Annotated in this window: 21 protein-coding genes; 11 read left to right on the forward strand and 10 right to left on the reverse strand. The window is 56.1% G+C overall.

Annotated features, from left to right (window positions below; genetic code table 11):
• Positions 1–91 precede the first annotated feature (91 nt).
• From SHIM_RS07960 to SHIM_RS07970, 3 genes are all read right to left on the reverse strand, one after another.
• On the reverse strand, positions 92–379 hold the full coding sequence (locus tag SHIM_RS07960) for a DUF2218 domain-containing protein (RefSeq protein ID WP_054002111.1): 288 nt from the start codon (positions 377–379) through the stop codon (positions 92–94).
• 214 nt (positions 380–593) lie between these two features.
• Positions 594–1,370: a substrate-binding periplasmic protein gene (locus SHIM_RS07965; protein ID WP_054002112.1), complete on the reverse strand. Its 777-nt coding sequence runs from the start codon at positions 1,368–1,370 to the stop codon at positions 594–596.
• Between the two features lie 196 nt (positions 1,371–1,566).
• Positions 1,567–2,853, reverse strand: a complete 1,287-nt coding sequence (locus SHIM_RS07970; protein WP_054002113.1) for an alpha/beta hydrolase family protein — start codon at positions 2,851–2,853, stop codon at positions 1,567–1,569.
• A gap of 201 nt (positions 2,854–3,054) precedes the next feature.
• Here SHIM_RS07970 and ppk2 point away from each other — a divergent pair, with 201 nt between their 5' ends.
• Positions 3,055–3,999: a polyphosphate kinase 2 gene (ppk2, locus tag SHIM_RS07975; RefSeq protein WP_054002114.1), complete on the forward strand. Its 945-nt coding sequence runs from the start codon at positions 3,055–3,057 to the stop codon at positions 3,997–3,999.
• 97 nt (positions 4,000–4,096) lie between these two features.
• Here ppk2 and SHIM_RS07980 read toward each other — a convergent pair whose 3' ends face one another.
• Positions 4,097–4,741 (reverse strand): DUF2461 domain-containing protein, encoded by a 645-nt coding sequence (locus SHIM_RS07980; protein ID WP_054002115.1) that lies wholly within the window; start codon positions 4,739–4,741, stop codon positions 4,097–4,099.
• A gap of 133 nt (positions 4,742–4,874) precedes the next feature.
• Here SHIM_RS07980 and SHIM_RS07985 point away from each other — a divergent pair, with 133 nt between their 5' ends.
• Positions 4,875–6,230, forward strand: coding sequence for an MATE family efflux transporter (locus tag SHIM_RS07985; protein WP_241488819.1), 1,356 nt, complete (start codon positions 4,875–4,877; stop codon positions 6,228–6,230).
• Between the two features lie 290 nt (positions 6,231–6,520).
• Positions 6,521–7,066 carry a hypothetical protein gene (locus tag SHIM_RS07990; protein ID WP_206541358.1) on the forward strand — a complete coding sequence of 182 codons (546 nt, stop codon included), beginning with the start codon at positions 6,521–6,523 and terminating at the stop codon, positions 7,064–7,066.
• 114 nt (positions 7,067–7,180) lie between these two features.
• Here the strand turns inward: SHIM_RS07990 and SHIM_RS07995 are convergent, their stop codons facing one another.
• Both SHIM_RS07995 and SHIM_RS08000 read right to left on the reverse strand, forming a co-directional pair.
• Positions 7,181–7,585, reverse strand: a complete 405-nt coding sequence (locus tag SHIM_RS07995; protein ID WP_054002118.1) for a hypothetical protein — start codon at positions 7,583–7,585, stop codon at positions 7,181–7,183.
• Between the two features lie 19 nt (positions 7,586–7,604).
• Entirely contained in the window at positions 7,605–8,810 is a 1,206-nt protein-coding gene (locus SHIM_RS08000; protein ID WP_054002119.1) for a pyridoxal phosphate-dependent aminotransferase, read from the reverse strand.
• Between the two features lie 84 nt (positions 8,811–8,894).
• On the opposite strand from SHIM_RS08000, the gene SHIM_RS08005 reads away from it, so the two are divergent.
• The 3 genes from SHIM_RS08005 to SHIM_RS08015 all read left to right on the forward strand — a co-directional run bounded on the left by SHIM_RS08005 (position 8,895) and on the right by SHIM_RS08015 (position 10,175).
• Positions 8,895–9,302 carry a helix-turn-helix domain-containing protein gene (locus SHIM_RS08005; RefSeq protein WP_152926493.1) on the forward strand — a complete coding sequence of 136 codons (408 nt, stop codon included), beginning with the start codon at positions 8,895–8,897 and terminating at the stop codon, positions 9,300–9,302.
• 14 nt (positions 9,303–9,316) lie between these two features.
• Positions 9,317–9,589, forward strand: a complete 273-nt coding sequence (locus tag SHIM_RS08010) for a succinate dehydrogenase assembly factor 2 (RefSeq protein WP_054002120.1) — start codon at positions 9,317–9,319, stop codon at positions 9,587–9,589.
• Between the two features lie 88 nt (positions 9,590–9,677).
• Positions 9,678–10,175: a MarR family winged helix-turn-helix transcriptional regulator gene (locus SHIM_RS08015; RefSeq protein ID WP_054002121.1), complete on the forward strand. Its 498-nt coding sequence runs from the start codon at positions 9,678–9,680 to the stop codon at positions 10,173–10,175.
• Positions 10,176–10,293: 118 nt separating this feature from the next.
• Here SHIM_RS08015 and SHIM_RS08020 read toward each other — a convergent pair whose 3' ends face one another.
• Both SHIM_RS08020 and SHIM_RS08025 read right to left on the reverse strand, forming a co-directional pair.
• On the reverse strand, positions 10,294–11,019 hold the full coding sequence (locus SHIM_RS08020; RefSeq protein ID WP_054002122.1) for a DUF1194 domain-containing protein: 726 nt from the start codon (positions 11,017–11,019) through the stop codon (positions 10,294–10,296).
• Positions 11,016–11,444 carry a VOC family protein gene (locus SHIM_RS08025; protein ID WP_054002123.1) on the reverse strand — a complete coding sequence of 143 codons (429 nt, stop codon included), beginning with the start codon at positions 11,442–11,444 and terminating at the stop codon, positions 11,016–11,018. The genes SHIM_RS08020 and SHIM_RS08025 overlap by 4 nt, the downstream gene beginning before the upstream one ends.
• 245 nt (positions 11,445–11,689) lie before the next feature.
• Between SHIM_RS08025 and SHIM_RS08030 the strand changes: the two genes are divergently transcribed.
• The 3 genes from SHIM_RS08030 to SHIM_RS20150 all read left to right on the forward strand — a co-directional run bounded on the left by SHIM_RS08030 (position 11,690) and on the right by SHIM_RS20150 (position 13,425).
• Positions 11,690–12,523: a thymidylate synthase gene (locus tag SHIM_RS08030; RefSeq protein ID WP_054002124.1), complete on the forward strand. Its 834-nt coding sequence runs from the start codon at positions 11,690–11,692 to the stop codon at positions 12,521–12,523.
• Between the two features lie 3 nt (positions 12,524–12,526).
• Positions 12,527–13,012, forward strand: a complete 486-nt coding sequence (locus tag SHIM_RS08035; RefSeq protein ID WP_054002125.1) for a dihydrofolate reductase — start codon at positions 12,527–12,529, stop codon at positions 13,010–13,012.
• Between the two features lie 110 nt (positions 13,013–13,122).
• Positions 13,123–13,425, forward strand: a complete 303-nt coding sequence (locus SHIM_RS20150; protein WP_152926494.1) for a hypothetical protein — start codon at positions 13,123–13,125, stop codon at positions 13,423–13,425.
• 42 nt (positions 13,426–13,467) lie between these two features.
• Here the strand turns inward: SHIM_RS20150 and SHIM_RS08040 are convergent, their stop codons facing one another.
• A complete protein-coding gene (locus SHIM_RS08040) occupies positions 13,468–13,674 on the reverse strand; it encodes a cold-shock protein (RefSeq protein WP_054002126.1) in 207 nt (68 codons plus the stop codon).
• 215 nt (positions 13,675–13,889) lie between these two features.
• Here SHIM_RS08040 and SHIM_RS08045 point away from each other — a divergent pair, with 215 nt between their 5' ends.
• Together SHIM_RS08045 and SHIM_RS08050 are read left to right on the forward strand one after the other, a co-directional pair.
• Entirely contained in the window at positions 13,890–14,201 is a 312-nt protein-coding gene (locus tag SHIM_RS08045; RefSeq protein WP_054002127.1) for an ArsC/Spx/MgsR family protein, read from the forward strand.
• Between the two features lie 45 nt (positions 14,202–14,246).
• On the forward strand, positions 14,247–14,615 hold the full coding sequence (locus SHIM_RS08050) for a hypothetical protein (protein ID WP_054002128.1): 369 nt from the start codon (positions 14,247–14,249) through the stop codon (positions 14,613–14,615).
• A 2-nt stretch (positions 14,616–14,617) separates the two neighbouring features.
• On the opposite strand, the gene SHIM_RS08055 is transcribed toward SHIM_RS08050, so the two are convergent.
• Positions 14,618–15,130, reverse strand: coding sequence for a DoxX family membrane protein (locus SHIM_RS08055; RefSeq protein ID WP_054002129.1), 513 nt, complete (start codon positions 15,128–15,130; stop codon positions 14,618–14,620).
• Positions 15,131–15,158 lie beyond the last annotated feature (28 nt).

Raw genomic sequence — 15,158 nt, forward strand, 5'->3', positions numbered from 1 at the left:
ACGCACATTATGGCAGGGGACGGCGAGGGGGGGAAGTGCGAAGCGCCGCCAATGCGCGGGAAAGAGCAGCCACAGCGATTGCGGGCAGGGCTTAGGCCCAGTTGATCGCCAGATCTTCGCGGAACGCGAAGCGGAGAAGGTGTTTGTCGACCACGTCTTGCATTTTGGCAAGGTTGGTTGGGTCGGGCACAGAAATCGTCATGGTGAGACTGCTTTCGCTGGCTTGCATTGACAGCGTTCCACGGTTTTCGGGGAAGACGACGGTGCCGGCCTCTGGAGAAAACTCGGTTTCGCATTTGTGCGACCAGTGTTTGCAGAGTTGCTGCAAATAGCGGCTGGCGTTTTCAGTGGCGGCTGTTGCGGTGTTTTGAGTTGTCATGCGGGCTCCTTGAAAGTGTGAACAAAGCGCGCGTGGCTGAAATCGTGGCTGGCGTCGCACACATTATATGAGTGTCTGCGAGGCATTTGCCAGAGGCAGGGCTGCGCGCCCAAGCTGCACAGGGTGTGCAGGGGCGCGCAAAGGGTGGACGCGAACCGATGCGCGAGGCCAGACCCGTTGGGAGGCCGGATCGTGGCCGGTGCATCGTTTCACACTACATGGAGAGGTAGTCGTCCGCCAAAGTGTCGCGATATTTGTCGACCCACTTTGTGTTAATTTTGGCAATCGTGCCGTCTGCTTCGAGTTCGGAGAAGCATCGGTCAAACTTGGCGGCAATCTCCGGGTCGCGGAAGTTCATCGCATAGGTGGACGGTTCAAATATTGCACGGAACTGGACCGGTTGGTTGGCGTCCACACCGCTCGCTGCTCCGGCGATGCGCAGGTTGGTCATGTAAGCGGCGAAGAGCATACCGTCCCCAAGGATACCGTCGACACGCTTGCCCAAAAGCAACTTACTTTGGGTCTCTTGATCGGCCATTTCGCGGTAGGAGGCGAAGGAGTCTACGGTGTCGGACAGACCCGGTAGGATGCCGGATGCGCCTTCGAAGGCAGCAATTTTCATGCCACTCAGGTCAGAAAGCGAGCCGATGTCATGCCCCGAGTCCGCCAGAAAGGACACGCCGTTTTGGTACGACACATATGTTTTGCTTTGTGTGCCGGCCATGGGCATCCCGGTAGGTACCGTCATCACTGCGTCGCCCTCGCCGTTGTCAAATGAAGCCCAGTGACGTGTGAATGGCTGCAACTCAAAACTGACGTCGTAGCCGCAGTGTTGCATGACGCTGGAAACAACTTCTGCCTCGCGGCCCGTGCCGTCGGAATTGACCATTGGTGGCAGGTCGGCCGCCATGATTTTCAGGGTCTCAGCGTGTGCTGTGCCGATGGGAAGTGCCAAGGCCGCGGCGGTCAAAGTGACAGTAAAAAACTTCATATTTGGGTCCTCTTTTGAATTATGGAGAACCTTAGGGCGCAACTTGTTAATAGATGTTTAGCTGCGGAAATCAGGTGAAGGAATTTGATCGCACAGATGCGTTTTGCGTTTGAGTGGCTGTGCCCAAACAAAAAAACACCCCGACTGGCGGGGTGTTTTGGCGTGCAGTATTGGTCAACCAAAGTTTTTGGTTGGCTTATTCGCCTTTTTTCAGAGTCTCAAATTTCAGACCCACGGCTGTGCGCGCGGGAAAGCCCGCCCAATAGGTGTGGTCGTCTTTGAGGGTGCCGTCTTCTTCTGCCGAGAAGACGCCGTCGTTGGAGGACGGGACAAGCTCAAGATAGCTGGCTTTGTCTGCGTCAGCCTTGAGGTGCAAATCCAAGAAGGCGGTAGAGAAGTGTTGCGTGATGTTGTTCATCCGCGTGTTGTCCCAAACCGCATCCGCATAGTGTTCAAACGCCGGGAAACCGAGGGCCTCAGAAATTGCCCAGCCTTCCTCAGGGGAGGCCATGGGGGCGGCAGCATTGTGGTTGGCGTTTTCAAACGTCAGCAGGTGACGGTCGGTGCCTTTGGTGTTGGTGAATATCTGACGGATGGCATCATATACGGACACATCATCCACGGAACCCGCCATCAACATCGTCGGCTTGCGCAAGCCGGCAAGGCCCGCGTCGTCCCAGAGGCCATAGTTGCGGCCCCAAGGACCGATGGCGATCATCGCTTTAACACGCTCGTCAACCAGCGCTTCGTGGGTGTCGGTACCCGCGACATTGTGGATCAAGGCGCCTTTTGGTGGCGCGAAAGGTGAGCCTTCGACGCCGGCCACAAGACCTGCTCCGCCGAAGATCAGTGCGCCGTAGCCACCCATAGAGTAGCCAATAACGCCAGTGGTGTTGGCGTCTGTGATGGACCCGATGGGGCCATCAAGCGCCGCCATGCTGTCGATCACGAACTTCTGGTCGATTGGACGGTTCAGAAGCGTGGAGCCAAAAGCCGCCTGATCGGAATAGGTGCTGTCGGTGTGATCAATTGAGGCCACAACGTAGCCTTTGGAGGCAAGGTTTTCACCCAGATGGCTCAGCAGGAAGCGGTTGCCGGGATAACCGTGGGAGATCACCACCAGCGGGAAGGTCTCGCCGGATGCGGGATCGGCGTCGCGCGCCGCCTGACCGTGCAGAGTGACTTGAACGGAGGGGTCGCGCAGTGGCGCCGTATACGTGCCGCCCGGCGTGGTGCCCTCAGCTGCCGGATACCAGATTTCGACTGTCAGATCGCGCGAGTAGGTCGCCAATGCGTCCGCGGTCGAGTTCAGCACGTCGATCTGGTCGGGGTTGGAAAAGGTGCGGGTGGTTACCCCCACAACGTGGTCGCCATGCGCTGCCAGTTCTGGCGCGTCGGGGCGAATTTGGTCGATCCGGTTTTCAGCCAGAACGGGTGTTGCCATTGTCAGAGACACAAGCGCAGCTCTCATCATTCTTGTCATCAGAAGTCCTCCTGTTGCATGGCGGAAGTTTAAAGCGAAAAAAACCGAAAATGCACCTGCGGCAGACGAAAGTGACGTTGGGTTCAAAAACTGGCAGATTGGTGCAGGTAACAAATAGGTAACGAGGTTTGCGCTGTGTCAAAGCAGACAAGCGCGAAATCGGTTAGTCCAAGTGTAAATTTGGGACAAGAGGAGACATGAATGGTCAAGCCAGAGGATACGCAGAAGGAAAACGGTGCGTTGCAATCGGGACCACACGCGCCGCCGCTTACCCCGCCTGCGCGCGCCAAGAAGCCGTCTGAGGAAGCCATTCGCGCGGCTTTTGAACGGGGCGAATATCCGTATCACGTGAAGTTGTCGCGTCGGGTTTACGAGCGGCAGAAAGCGCAGATTCAGGCTGAGCTGTTGAAAGTGCAGCTGTGGGCGCAGGACACCGGCCAAAAGTTTGTGATGCTGTTTGAGGGCCGCGACGCAGCGGGCAAGGGTGGCACGATCAAGCGGTTTACCGAACACCTGAACCCGCGTGCGGCGCGTGTGGTGGCATTGAACAAACCTTCTGAGTCAGAGCGTGGTCAGTGGTATTTCCAACGCTACGTGCAGCATCTGCCCACCGAGGGCGAAATGGTGCTGTATGACCGCAGCTGGTATAACCGCGCCGGAGTGGAGCGGGTCATGGGGTTCTGCGAACCCGCCGAATATCTGGAATTCATGCGCCAGACCCCGGATTTTGAACGCATGTTGGTGCGCTCTGGTGTGCGGCTGTACAAATACTGGTTCTCGGTCACCCAAGAAGAACAGAAACGCCGTTTTGAGAGCCGGGCCAATGATCCGCTGAAACAGTGGAAGCTGAGCCCGATCGACAAGGCGTCGCTGAGCAAGTGGGACGACTATACCGAGGCCAAAGAGGCGATGTTCTTTTATACGGACACTGCAGATGCACCTTGGACGGTGATCAAATCCGACGACAAAAAGCGTGCGCGTCTGAACTGTATGCTGCACTTTCTGGATTCGCTCGATTATCCGGGCAAGGATGTGAAAACCATCAAAGCACCGGATCCACTGATCGTGAATGAGGCGAGCCATGTGATCCACAAGTCAGAGCACATTTTGGGCACCGCGCTGCATCCGGACGCCCGCAAAGGCTGATTATGCCAATTGGACAGTGAAATGACCCGTCGCCCCGTTTTGGGGCGGCGGGTTTTTTGTTTGAAACCTGCGCGAACGCTGGCAGGGGCACAAAGGGTCACAGAATTTTTTGCAAAATACGTTGCAGCGGAGTGAGCGTGTCAAACACCGACATTGTTGCCGAATGCAGCCCGTGTTTGGTCACATCCGCGTCGGACAGGTCAAACCACACTGTCATGGACTTGCGGCGCAGCAGGTCGCCTTGTGGGTGGTCCTTGTCATAAGGTGCGGGCACACGTTTGAGGTCCGGCTCATCCAGACGAGCCCCTTTGCTTTGGAGGTCCGAGATGATCGCGGCGAGGGTTTCGCCTTTGGGACCATCAACGGCCTCGCGCCAGTCTATCAGGCCGTCTTTGTCAAATCCCATGACGCCACCGCCGACCGAAAGGTAATCGCGGCCAATGCCAAGAAACCAACCCACCGGAGGGGTGGACCAGAGCATGTGCAGATGCAGGTGATAGGGGGTTTTGTCTTTAGAAAACCGCACGTCGCGGTGGGGGCGAAAGAGTTTTTGCGTGGGCGTCGCGCCGTGGGCGCGCTGCAAATCGGCGCTGATGGTGTCGAGCATGGCCAGTGCAGGCGCGCGCAGGTCAGCCTCGTAACGTGGTTTGTTGGCAAGGAAGAAGTCGCGGGAGTTGTCTTGGGCCAGCTCATTAAAAAATGCACGGGCGTCGGGCAGCAGGCGGGAAAATTCTGATGGCATGGAAATACCTCGATTGAGGGTGTGAAAAAGACGTGCTTTGGATATGGTGGCAAAACCAAGAAGATCATTCAACTTTGATGGGCCTATTGTGGCCCTCCCTCAACAGACATAAGGCTGGTTTATGGAAACAGTCATGAGCACATCGGGACACGCGCGTGCGTTGCTGCGCATTGGCCTGCCGTTGATCGGCGGGCATATCGCGCAATTTGGCATCGGGTTGACCGACACCATCATGCTGGGCTGGTATTCCGTCGAGGCGCTGGCCTCGGTGGTGATTGGCAGCACGTTTTTCTTTGTGATCTTTATTCTCGGCTCGGGCTTTGCCATCGCGGTGATGCCGCTGGTGGCGCAAGCAGATGCAGAGGGTGATCAAGTCCTTTTGCGGCGGGTGACGCGCATGGGGTTGTGGCTGTCGGTGATCTTTGGGGTTGTGGCGCTGCCGCTGTTTTTGATGTCGGGGCCGATTTTGTTGGCGCTTCAGCAAGAAGTCGAAGTGGCCGAACTTGCGCAGGCGTATTTGCGCATTGCGGGGCTCGGATTACTTCCCGCCTTGCTGGTGATGGTGTTGAAATCCTATCTGGCGGCGCTGGAGCACACACGCGTGGTGTTTTGGGTCACCGCCGCCGCTGTGCCGGTGAATGCGCTGGTGAATTATGCGCTGATCTTTGGCAATTGGGGCGCACCTGAGTTGGGCGTTAAAGGGGCGGCTATTGCGTCGATCATTGTGCAGTTTGTGTCGCTGATTGGTGTTGTCACCTATGCTGTACGGGCCTTGCCGGAACACGCGTTGTTTCAGCGCATTTGGCGGCCTGACTGGGAAGTTTTCATGCGTGTCTTTCGCCTCGGGGTGCCGATTGGGCTGACCAATCTTGCCGAGGTTGGTCTGTTTGCGGCGTCATCTGTGATGATGGGGTGGCTGGGCACGGTCCAACTGGCGGCGCATGGCATTGCGCTGCAACTCGCAAGTCTGGCGTTCATGTTGCATCTGGGGCTGTCCAATGCGGCAACAGTACGGGCGGGCAATGCCATGGGACGCAAGGATGCGGACCACATGGCGCGTGGTGCCAAGGTTGCGATTGCAATGTCCTTTGGGTTTGCCTGCGCGGCTGTGTTGGCGTTTGTGCTGTTTCCCGAGCAATTGCTGGGCGGGTTTATCGACCCGCAAGAGCCGCAGCGGGAGGTCATTCTGGCAGCCGGCGTGAGCCTTTTGTATGTCGCGGCTTTGTTTCAGTTCGTGGACGGGGCGCAAATCATGGCGCTGGGCCTGTTGCGCGGCGTTCAGGACACGCGTGGGCCAATGGTGATCGCAGCAATCAGTTATTGGGTGATCGGCGTGCCGTCGGGCTACGTTTTGGGGTTTGTCCTCGGGTTTGGCGGCGAAGGCGTTTGGTTAGGTCTGGTATTGGGCCTGACTGCGGCGGCGGTGATGTTGATGTATCGCTTTTGGGTGACCAATTTGGGTCGGCTGCGCAAAAAGTTCGCGTCCTAAAGTAAATGGGCGGCACAGGATCTGGCCTGTGACCATATCAGAACATGCCCTGTGTTTTCAGCAAAACCGGATTGATTGACCTTCGCCAGTCACGCCCTTTGCGTAGCATGGGCAAGGAATATGTGCCAAAGTCATTTGAGAGCTGAAAATTGCCGCGAACTGAAACAACGCTCCACGGTTAAGCTAACGATCTCGTTCTGGTTTTTGAACGTCAAAGCCTTTTGACAGAAGTTGATTATCTTTGGAAATTTCATATGGGGCAAATGCTCCTTCTTTGGCGGAGGAAAAATGTGAAACTGAAAATTCGTGCAAGCATCGTTGGGCTTGCTTCGCTGGGCCTCGTGTTTTTCTGCGGCCCGACTTATGCCTCTGGAACAACGGAAATTAATTACAGATCGGATGGTAAGGCCGTGGCCAAAGCCTGCCTTGGATTTTTGGCAAGCGGACAAGCGACCACTGCGCTTACTAATTCGGGTTTTGAAATCAATCGTAGCACCAAAAAGAGGACCCTTTTTAAGAAGGTGGAGCAGAGCGGGCTTTTACCCACGGCTTTCCTTTTTACAGTTGCCAAAAAATCCGGTGATCAGGATTATCGGAGGTGCGGCTTCCATCTGACCCTTCCAAATCGATTGGCGGTTGAGAGATCATCGCCTGAGTTTAATGAGGTTCTGAACGCGCTGCGCACTGAGTTGAAAACAAACGGCTACAAAAAGAGTATTCGGAAAAATGCTGTTGGGAGGGAAACAGAAATCTGGACCGGCCCACACGGATCTTACAAGTTCCAGATTGTTTCCAGTCTTGGAGCCGTCGGCATGGATGTTGTGCCAGCCAAGTGAGATAGCGCAGATTTGAGTCGATCGGACTGCTATGCGTTGGTTAACCGAAGGCCGTCAGACATCAGCTGAGAGGCGGACCCAAAGTGCATTGAGCGCTTTGAGCAGGCCCTGATTTTATTTGCCCTTCAGCAGGCGGTCGGCCTTTTTGCGCACCAGAACCGAGCGCAGATCGTGCATGGCCAGCAGCAACGTGTCGGTGATTTCTTCGAGCTGTTCCGGTTCGGCCTTGGACTGCGCCCATTGTGCCGTCAGGTTCAGGTGATCCACCGTGCGCAGGATGTCGTCGATATCACGGTCCGCCAGCACAGCGCGGCGTTCTTCCATCCAGGCGCTGATTTCTTCGATGTCGGTATCGGTGAGCTTGCGATCGCCGTTGGCTTTGATTTCGCCGTTTTTAACATTCGCAACTGCGATCTGATCCATCTCGATACGACGCTGTTGGTTTTGGGTGTCCACGCGAAACACCATCGCGCCGTTCTCACGTACACGGAAGAAATACTCTGGAAGATCGCCGCCCATAGCCTGTTGCCCTTTGTTTTTATGCGCTCAGTGATTCACAAAAAGCACGGATGCGGTCGCATGCTTCGGCCAGAGCGTCGTCAGAGGTAGCGTAGCTGACGCGGAAGTTGGGCGAAAGGCCGAAGGCGGCCCCAAACACCACCGCGACGCCGTGGCTCTGCAAAAGCTGGGTACAGAAGGTTTCGTCGCTGTCGATCACCACGCCGTCGGGTGTTGTTTTGCCAATCAGACCGGCAATCGAGGGATAGACATAAAAAGCGCCTTCGGGTGTCGGGCAACTGATGCCGTCAATTGCGTTGAGTTTCTCCACCACCAGATTGCGACGACGCACAAACATTTCGTTGTGCGGTGCGAGGAAATCCTGCGTGCCGTTGAGGGCTTCAAGGGCTGCGTATTGGCTGACGGAGCAGGGGTTGGATGTGGATTGCGACTGGATCTTGCGCATTGCCGCAATCAAGTCCTTCGGACCGCCGGCATAGCCGATACGCCAGCCAGTCATTGCATAGGCTTTGGACACGCCGTTGCAGGTCAGGGTGCGGTCATAAAGCTGTGGTTCGACTTCTGCGGGGGTGCAGAATTCAAAGTCGTCATAGGCGAGGTGTTCGTACATGTCGTCGGTCATCACCCAGACCTGCGGGTGGCGCAGCAGGACGTCCGTGATTTCTTTGAGCTCGGCGCGGGAATAGCCTGCGCCGGTGGGGTTAGACGGCGAGTTAAAGATCAGCCATTTGGTTTTGGGCGTGATTACGGCCTCAAGTTGGTCTGCGGTCAGTTTGAAACCGGTCTGGATTGAGGTTTTCACAACCACAGGCTCGCCGCCCGCCAAAAGCACCATGTCAGGGTAGGACACCCAATAGGGGGCAGGGATGACGACTTCATCGCCCGGGTTCATGGTGGCCATGAGGGCGTTATAGAGCGTCTGTTTGCCGCCGGAATTCACGGTGATCTGAGCAGGCGTGTAATCCAGCCCGTTGTCGCGTTTGAATTTGGCGCAGATCGCCTGTTTCAATTCTGGGATGCCATCGGGCGCCGTGTAGCGGGTTTTGCCAGCGTCAATCGCGGCCTTGCCAGCGTCGCGGATGTTGAGCGGCGTGTCGAAATCAGGTTCGCCCGCGCCAAGGGCAATTACGTCTTTGCCAGCGGCGCGCAATTCGGCGGCCAATGTCGTGACTGCAATTGTAGGAGACGGTTTTACGCGCGACAGGGTCTTGGACAAAAATGACATTGGGGCCTCGTTTGTAATCACTAGGACCATGTCTTAGGGTGCGCGCAATGACCGATCAAGACCGTTTGCCGGGAGAGCAGAAAAATGACACATGGTGATACCAATCTGACAGAGCAGGAAGGCGATTGGTTCGCTGAAGAGGTGGCGACCTTTGGCGACCGGCTTGCGGCGGCGCGCGAGTCTGCTGGGTTAAAGCAGGCGGAGTTTTCCAAACGGCTGGGCGTGAAAAAATCCACCATTGCCGCTTGGGAAGAAGACCTGAGTGAGCCGCGGGCCAACCGGTTGTCGATGATGGCAGGCGTGTTGAATGTTTCGGTCGGCTGGCTTTTGACAGGTGAAGGCGACGGGGTCGAGTTTCTGGCGGACGGCGAAGAGTATGCGGATGCGGATCTGGTTGCCATTGTGCAGCAATTGCGCGATGTCCGTGTGCGCATCAAAAACGATCTTGACCGGCTGGCAAAGCTGGAAAAGGCCTTGCGCAAGAAAATCTGAAACGGGGTCTCAGCATGAGCGATACTACGGAAACCCGCGAACATCGGTTGAAGCGCATGAAAATGCGGTCGATGCGGCGCGGCATCAAGGAGATGGACATCATCCTTGAACGCTATGCCGGCGAGACGTTAGAATCGATGACAGAAACTGAGCTAAATCTTTACGACGCGCTGTTGGAGGAGAACGATCAGGATCTGTATCAGTGGGTGACTGGGCAAAAAGCCGCTCCAGATCGGTTCAACCGGCTGATTTCCGCCATTTCTGTTGTGATTAGCGGTGAGAATTGACCTGTATTTGATCTGACTTCGCGCGACTTAACGACTTGTTCGCGAATTTCCCTCAAATTGCTTCCAAAGCTAGTTGACGGAGACAATAATGAGCTTTCATTCAAACATGGAGAGCGGCTCTAACGAGGCGTTCATGACGGAATACCTGGACTCATTGGCGTTGGTGGAGCGACTTCACCGCCTGCTGCTGGATGTGATCAAGGATGAATTCGAGCGCGTCGGCGTCTTGGAAATCAACCCGGTGCAGGCATTGCTGCTGTTTAACATCGGCGACAATGAAGTGACCGCAGGCGAGTTGAAATCGCGCGGCTACTATCAGGGTTCCAATGTCAGCTACAATCTCAAGAAGCTGGTGGAAACCGGATATATGCACCACCAGCGCTGCGAAATTGACCGCCGTTCCGTGCGTGTGCGGCTGACGGAAAAGGGTCGCAATATTCGGGACACTGTTACCGGGCTGTTCCTGCGTCACGCCGAAGGGCTGCGGTCCAAGGGCGTTTTGGGCGAGGAAGGGTTCACCGAGATCACCCATTCGCTGCGACGGGTGGAACGCTATTGGACGGACCAGATCCGCTACATCTACTAAGCGTGTCGAGATGCTGTGCGCGGTGCAGACTCACCCGCAGAGCCAGTTTGTCAATTTGTAGCCGGCCAATTCAGGGTTCGTCGCGTTGCGGCGGGCCCGGCGCTGTTTTGCAGGCCGATCAATTGCCGCCGAAAGACAATTGTCCAAGAATATCCGGGCTGAGTTCCCGGATCAGTTTGCGCTCCATGGCGCGTTCAAAATCGCCAAAGCCTTTGGCCGTTTCTACAAAAGCGCTTGTGCCCTTGATCAGTTCAGCACGGTAATAGGCGGACATCTCGCCGGGACGCGCGCTGAGATCGGCGGCTTTTGAGCCAAAGGTTTCAATGGCAAGTCCGTTGACGATCACCCCATCGAGCGGAAAATTGGCATAGGCCTGTTTGGGCGTGAAGCCTTCGTTGTTCACGCCATCGCCGCTGACATCGAGAATGTAGACGTCACAGTCAGGTGCCTGTGCAAAAAGCGTGGCGGCATGGCCAACGGCGTGGCCGAGCGCGGTGGGAAATTCGGTGGTTTGACGTTGTGACAGCCCCAGGCGTGCCGCGCTTTGAAAGAGGGTGCGCGAGGTGTCGATTATCGTCCAGTCCAGCAATGTCTGCTGCTTCTCGCGCCCGCTCCATTCATAGACCGCGAGCGCGACTGGTTTGGGGGTGCTCATGAATGCGGCCCGCACACCGGGTGCGCTTAACGCGGCGGCGAGTCCCTGGCGTTGGAGGATGTCCTCTTCTGCATCCACGGAGGAGCTGACATCCAGCGCCAAAAGCAGCGCGAGCCGGCAGTTTGGGGCGCCCGCCGCAGGTGCGGCAAGCGCCAGTGTCAAAGCGGCGATGGTCGCCGGGCGGATCACCAGTGACCGGTGCTCTCCATGCTGGCCCAAGGCTCAGCCGGAGGCAGGGCGTCGCCCTGCTGCAGCAGCTCAATTGAAATGTTGTCAGGTGAACGCACAAAGGCCATGCGCCCGTCGCGCGGCGGGCGGTTGATGGTCACGCCGTTGTCCTTAAGGTGCTGGCACATCTCATAGATGTCGCCGACTTCATAAGCGAGGTGGCCGAAGTGGCGGCTGTCAGACGGCAGGCCGTCGTCGCCGTCCCAGTTGTACGTCAGTTCCAGCGGTGCATCATGATCGCCGTCGGCGGCCAGATAGACCAGCGTAAAGCGGGCCTCCTCGACGGTGTAACGCTTGATTTCCTTGAGGCCGAACAGCGCGTAAAATGCCATCGACGCCTCAAGATCAGTCACACGCACCATCGTGTGCAGATATTTGACATGCATTCGTATTGTATCCTTCGTTGCCTTGGACACAGGAAACACCAGCCGCGCGGGCAAAGCTAGGGGCAAGACGGGTGGTGTGTTCAAAATTTGGGGATGTGAATTGGCAGAATTCTGTGGGTGCGGCACAATCCTGTGGTTTTCAGGGTGAGGGCCACAATATATAGATAGAGCATTCACAGGCACAGACCGCGCAAGAATCGCCGGTTGCAGGCCGTTCGCAGCGCAAAACACAGGCAGGACAAACCGTGCAGCAGTATCACGACGCGTTGAAAACCATTCTTGAGCACGGCGAAATGTCGGATGATCGTACCGGCACCGGCACGCGATCATATTTCGGGATGCAAGTGCGTTACCCTTTGGCGGACGGGTTTCCCTTGGTGACCACCAAAAAACTGCATCTCAAGTCGATCATCCACGAACTGTTGTGGTTTCTGGCCGGTGACACGAACATCCAATACCTGAAAGACAATGGCGTGCGGATCTGGGACGAATGGGCCGACGAAAACGGTGATCTGGGTCCGGTGTACGGCCGACAGTGGCGCGCATTTCCGGCGTTGGTCCCGACCGGCGAAGATGCTGAGGGAACACCGGTTTTCACAAAACGCGAAGTGGATCAGGTGGCGGATTTGGTTGAAATGATCAAAACCACGCCTGACAGCCGCCGCTTGATTGTGAGCGCCTGGAATCCGGGGGATGTGCCGGACATGGCGCTGCCGCCGTGTCACACGATGTGGCAGGTTCGGGTGTTGAACGGCAAGCTGCATCTGCAGCTCTATCAACGTTCGGCTGATATGTTCCTCGGGGTGCCGTTTAACATCGCATCTTATGCGTTGTTGCAAGTGATGTTGGCGCATGTGACCGGGTATGAACCGGGTGATTTTGTGCATTCAATTGGCGACGCGCACATCTATTCCAATCATATGGATCAGGTGCAGTTGCAATTGTCGCGTAGCCCGAAGCCGCTGCCGACTGTGCGGATCAAACGCGATGTCACATCGATTTTTGACTTCAAATTCGAGGATTTTGAAATCGAGGGCTACGATCCCGATCCGATCATCAAAGCGCAAGTGGCGGTGTAAGCGATGATTTCTCTGGTTGTTGGACGGGCCAAAAACGGGGCGATCGGACGGGACGGGGACATTCCCTGGCATATTCCCGAAGACTTGCGCACGTTTCAGCGCGAAACGTTGGGTGGCGCCATCATCATGGGCCGTCACACGTGGGACAGCCTGCCGAAAAAGCCGCTGCCGCGACGGTTTAATATTGTTGTCAGCCGACAGGCGGACGCGGCAGATGTTGTTGTCGGATCCGTTGTGGAAGCCGTCGCGTTGGCGCGTTCAGAAGGCTACGACCGGATCTATGGCATTGGCGGCGCTGGGATCTATGCCGAGATGATGGGCGTTGCGGATCGTTTGTTGATCACAGACGTGGACACAGTGATTGAAGACGCAGACACGTTCTTTCCTGACTTTGACGCAGCCGAGTGGCGCTTGCATCATGAGCGCCCGCTGAAGGGGGCTGTGCCGGCCTCTATCGTACGGGAATATTTGAGAAAATCGAATGGCTGACCCATCGGTCGAAACATATTGTTTCCAAATGGGAATTTGACAGTTTCCAGCTCGACGCCTTAGTCTAATTTTTGACAAATTGTTTGTGCAGCAGCCGGAGTGAGTTACCGATGAAACGTATTACCTTTTTGGCCTTGGCAGCCGTTTTGGCTGGCGGAGCGCCTGCAATGGCGCAAACATGGAGTAGCAATGCGCCTCAGCTGGAGCCAGTGAACCAGCCTGAAGGTATGCTGGTGCACCCGTTTCCGTCAGGTGCAAACCATTGCCCGACCGGATTGCAGCCAATCACCATGGGAGGTGTCATTTGCTGTGGCACGCCAACCACGTCCGAGACTTACATCAATCGCTCAGGTGGAAGCCGTCGCGGTCATGCACCGATGAGCTGCCCTGCGGGCAATAAAGGCTGTAGCTAAGACAGCAAGGTGGGGCGCGTTTTGCGCCCCAATCCTTTGATTTTACAATAATTTAAGATCGCCAACCATGTCGCGACCATCCCGGCCTTGCGACATTTCAAACTCGACTTTCTGATTGTCAGTGAGCCCCTGAAGGCCCGATTGTTCGACGACAGAAATATGGACAAAAACGTCTTTGCCGCCGTCTTCGGGTTCGATAAATCCAAAACCCTTGGTGGTGTTAAACCATTTTACGGTACCGCGTGGCATACCGTTCTCCTCTATTTACCAGTACATCTCGGGCTTTTGTTCCCGAGGGCGCACCTCTTCCAATCACCGTAAACAATGTCGTGCGGATGCTGAAAATGAGTTGCACCAGTCACAAGAATTGCACGGGCAATGTAAAAAGCAAGCAAAACCACCTTAAATCTACGCTTAGGCTGGGGTATGGAGTGCCGGAATTTATGCAAACGGGGGGCGCATTCATGCGGCTATATGGACTGAAGAACTGCGACACGTGTCGCAAGGCTTTGAAAGCATTGAACAACGCGGAAAGTGTTGATGTGCGCGCGGATGGTGTTTCCGATGAGGTGCTTGCGCGGGCATTTGATCAATTTGGCGACGCTTTGCTGAACACACGGTCAACCACGTGGCGTGGGCTTGACGCCGAGGAGCGTGAAAAACCGGCGCTGGAATTGTTGGCGGCACATCCGACGCTGATGAAACGGCCGCTTATCGAGGTGGATGGCACCTTGTATCTGGGTTGGGGCAAAGATGTGCAGGCGGCGCTTGGATAAGTGTGGGATCACACTTATCTGAGGGGCAGGTAACAGGAGACACACATGCGCAATGCGGCACTGACGCTGGGAATAATCGCCGGCGTGATCGGGATGATCGTTGGTTTTTTCGGCTGGGGCTATACCGAAGCGATCAATCGGTTTGGCGAAATTCCTGATATTGCGGAGCAGGTCAATAACGTCGAGTTGGTGCGGGCAGGGGCCTTGTTGGCGCCTTTGCTGGCAATCGCCGGTGGCGCGATGGCAAAAGCACGCGCGCTTTGGGGCGGCGTGCTTTTGATATTGTCGGCGGGGGGCATGTATGCGGCCTTTGGGTTCAACGTCTTTACGATGTTCCCGATCAGTTTTGCCGGATTGGGCGGTATTCTGGCGCTGGCGGCGGGTAAGCCGGACGAGCCAAAATCACACTTCTGAGATCACTTGAGGCGCAGCAATTTGTCCAAAGAGATCGGACCTGCGCCTTTGGCCACCGAGACGAGCAGCAAGAATATCCACATTGCCCGTTCATCGATCAGGGTTTGGGAGTGATCAAACAACGCCCCGAGTTTGACGTTGTGGCCCAAAACGTCAGCGGCCGTTTGCACCACAACGAAACCAATCATGCCCAATGCCGCGAGGCGGGTGAGCAAGCCCGCGAGCAGCAAAACAGGCAGCACGAATTCGGCCACGGTGCCAAAAAAGATCACCATTCGTTGAAAAAAGCTCATTTGGCTGACGTCCCACAGCACGGCTTCGGCGGCTTTCGGGAAAATCTGACCAAAGGCGCCTGCGGACGCGGAAAAAATCGAACCGTCGATCTTGAGTGTGGCTGAATTCCAGTAATAGACAAACAGAACAGCAACAAATGTGACGCGGGCAAGGGTTGGAACGATCCACGCCTGGCCGTCAAGGCGTTCTGCCAGATCATTGTGAAGTGTTATCGGGTTCATCGTGAAACCTCCCATGCGGTCCGTTTGG

The sequence above is a fragment of the Shimia sp. SK013 genome, from assembly GCF_001292625.1.
Classification (GTDB): Bacteria; Pseudomonadota; Alphaproteobacteria; order Rhodobacterales; family Rhodobacteraceae; genus Shimia.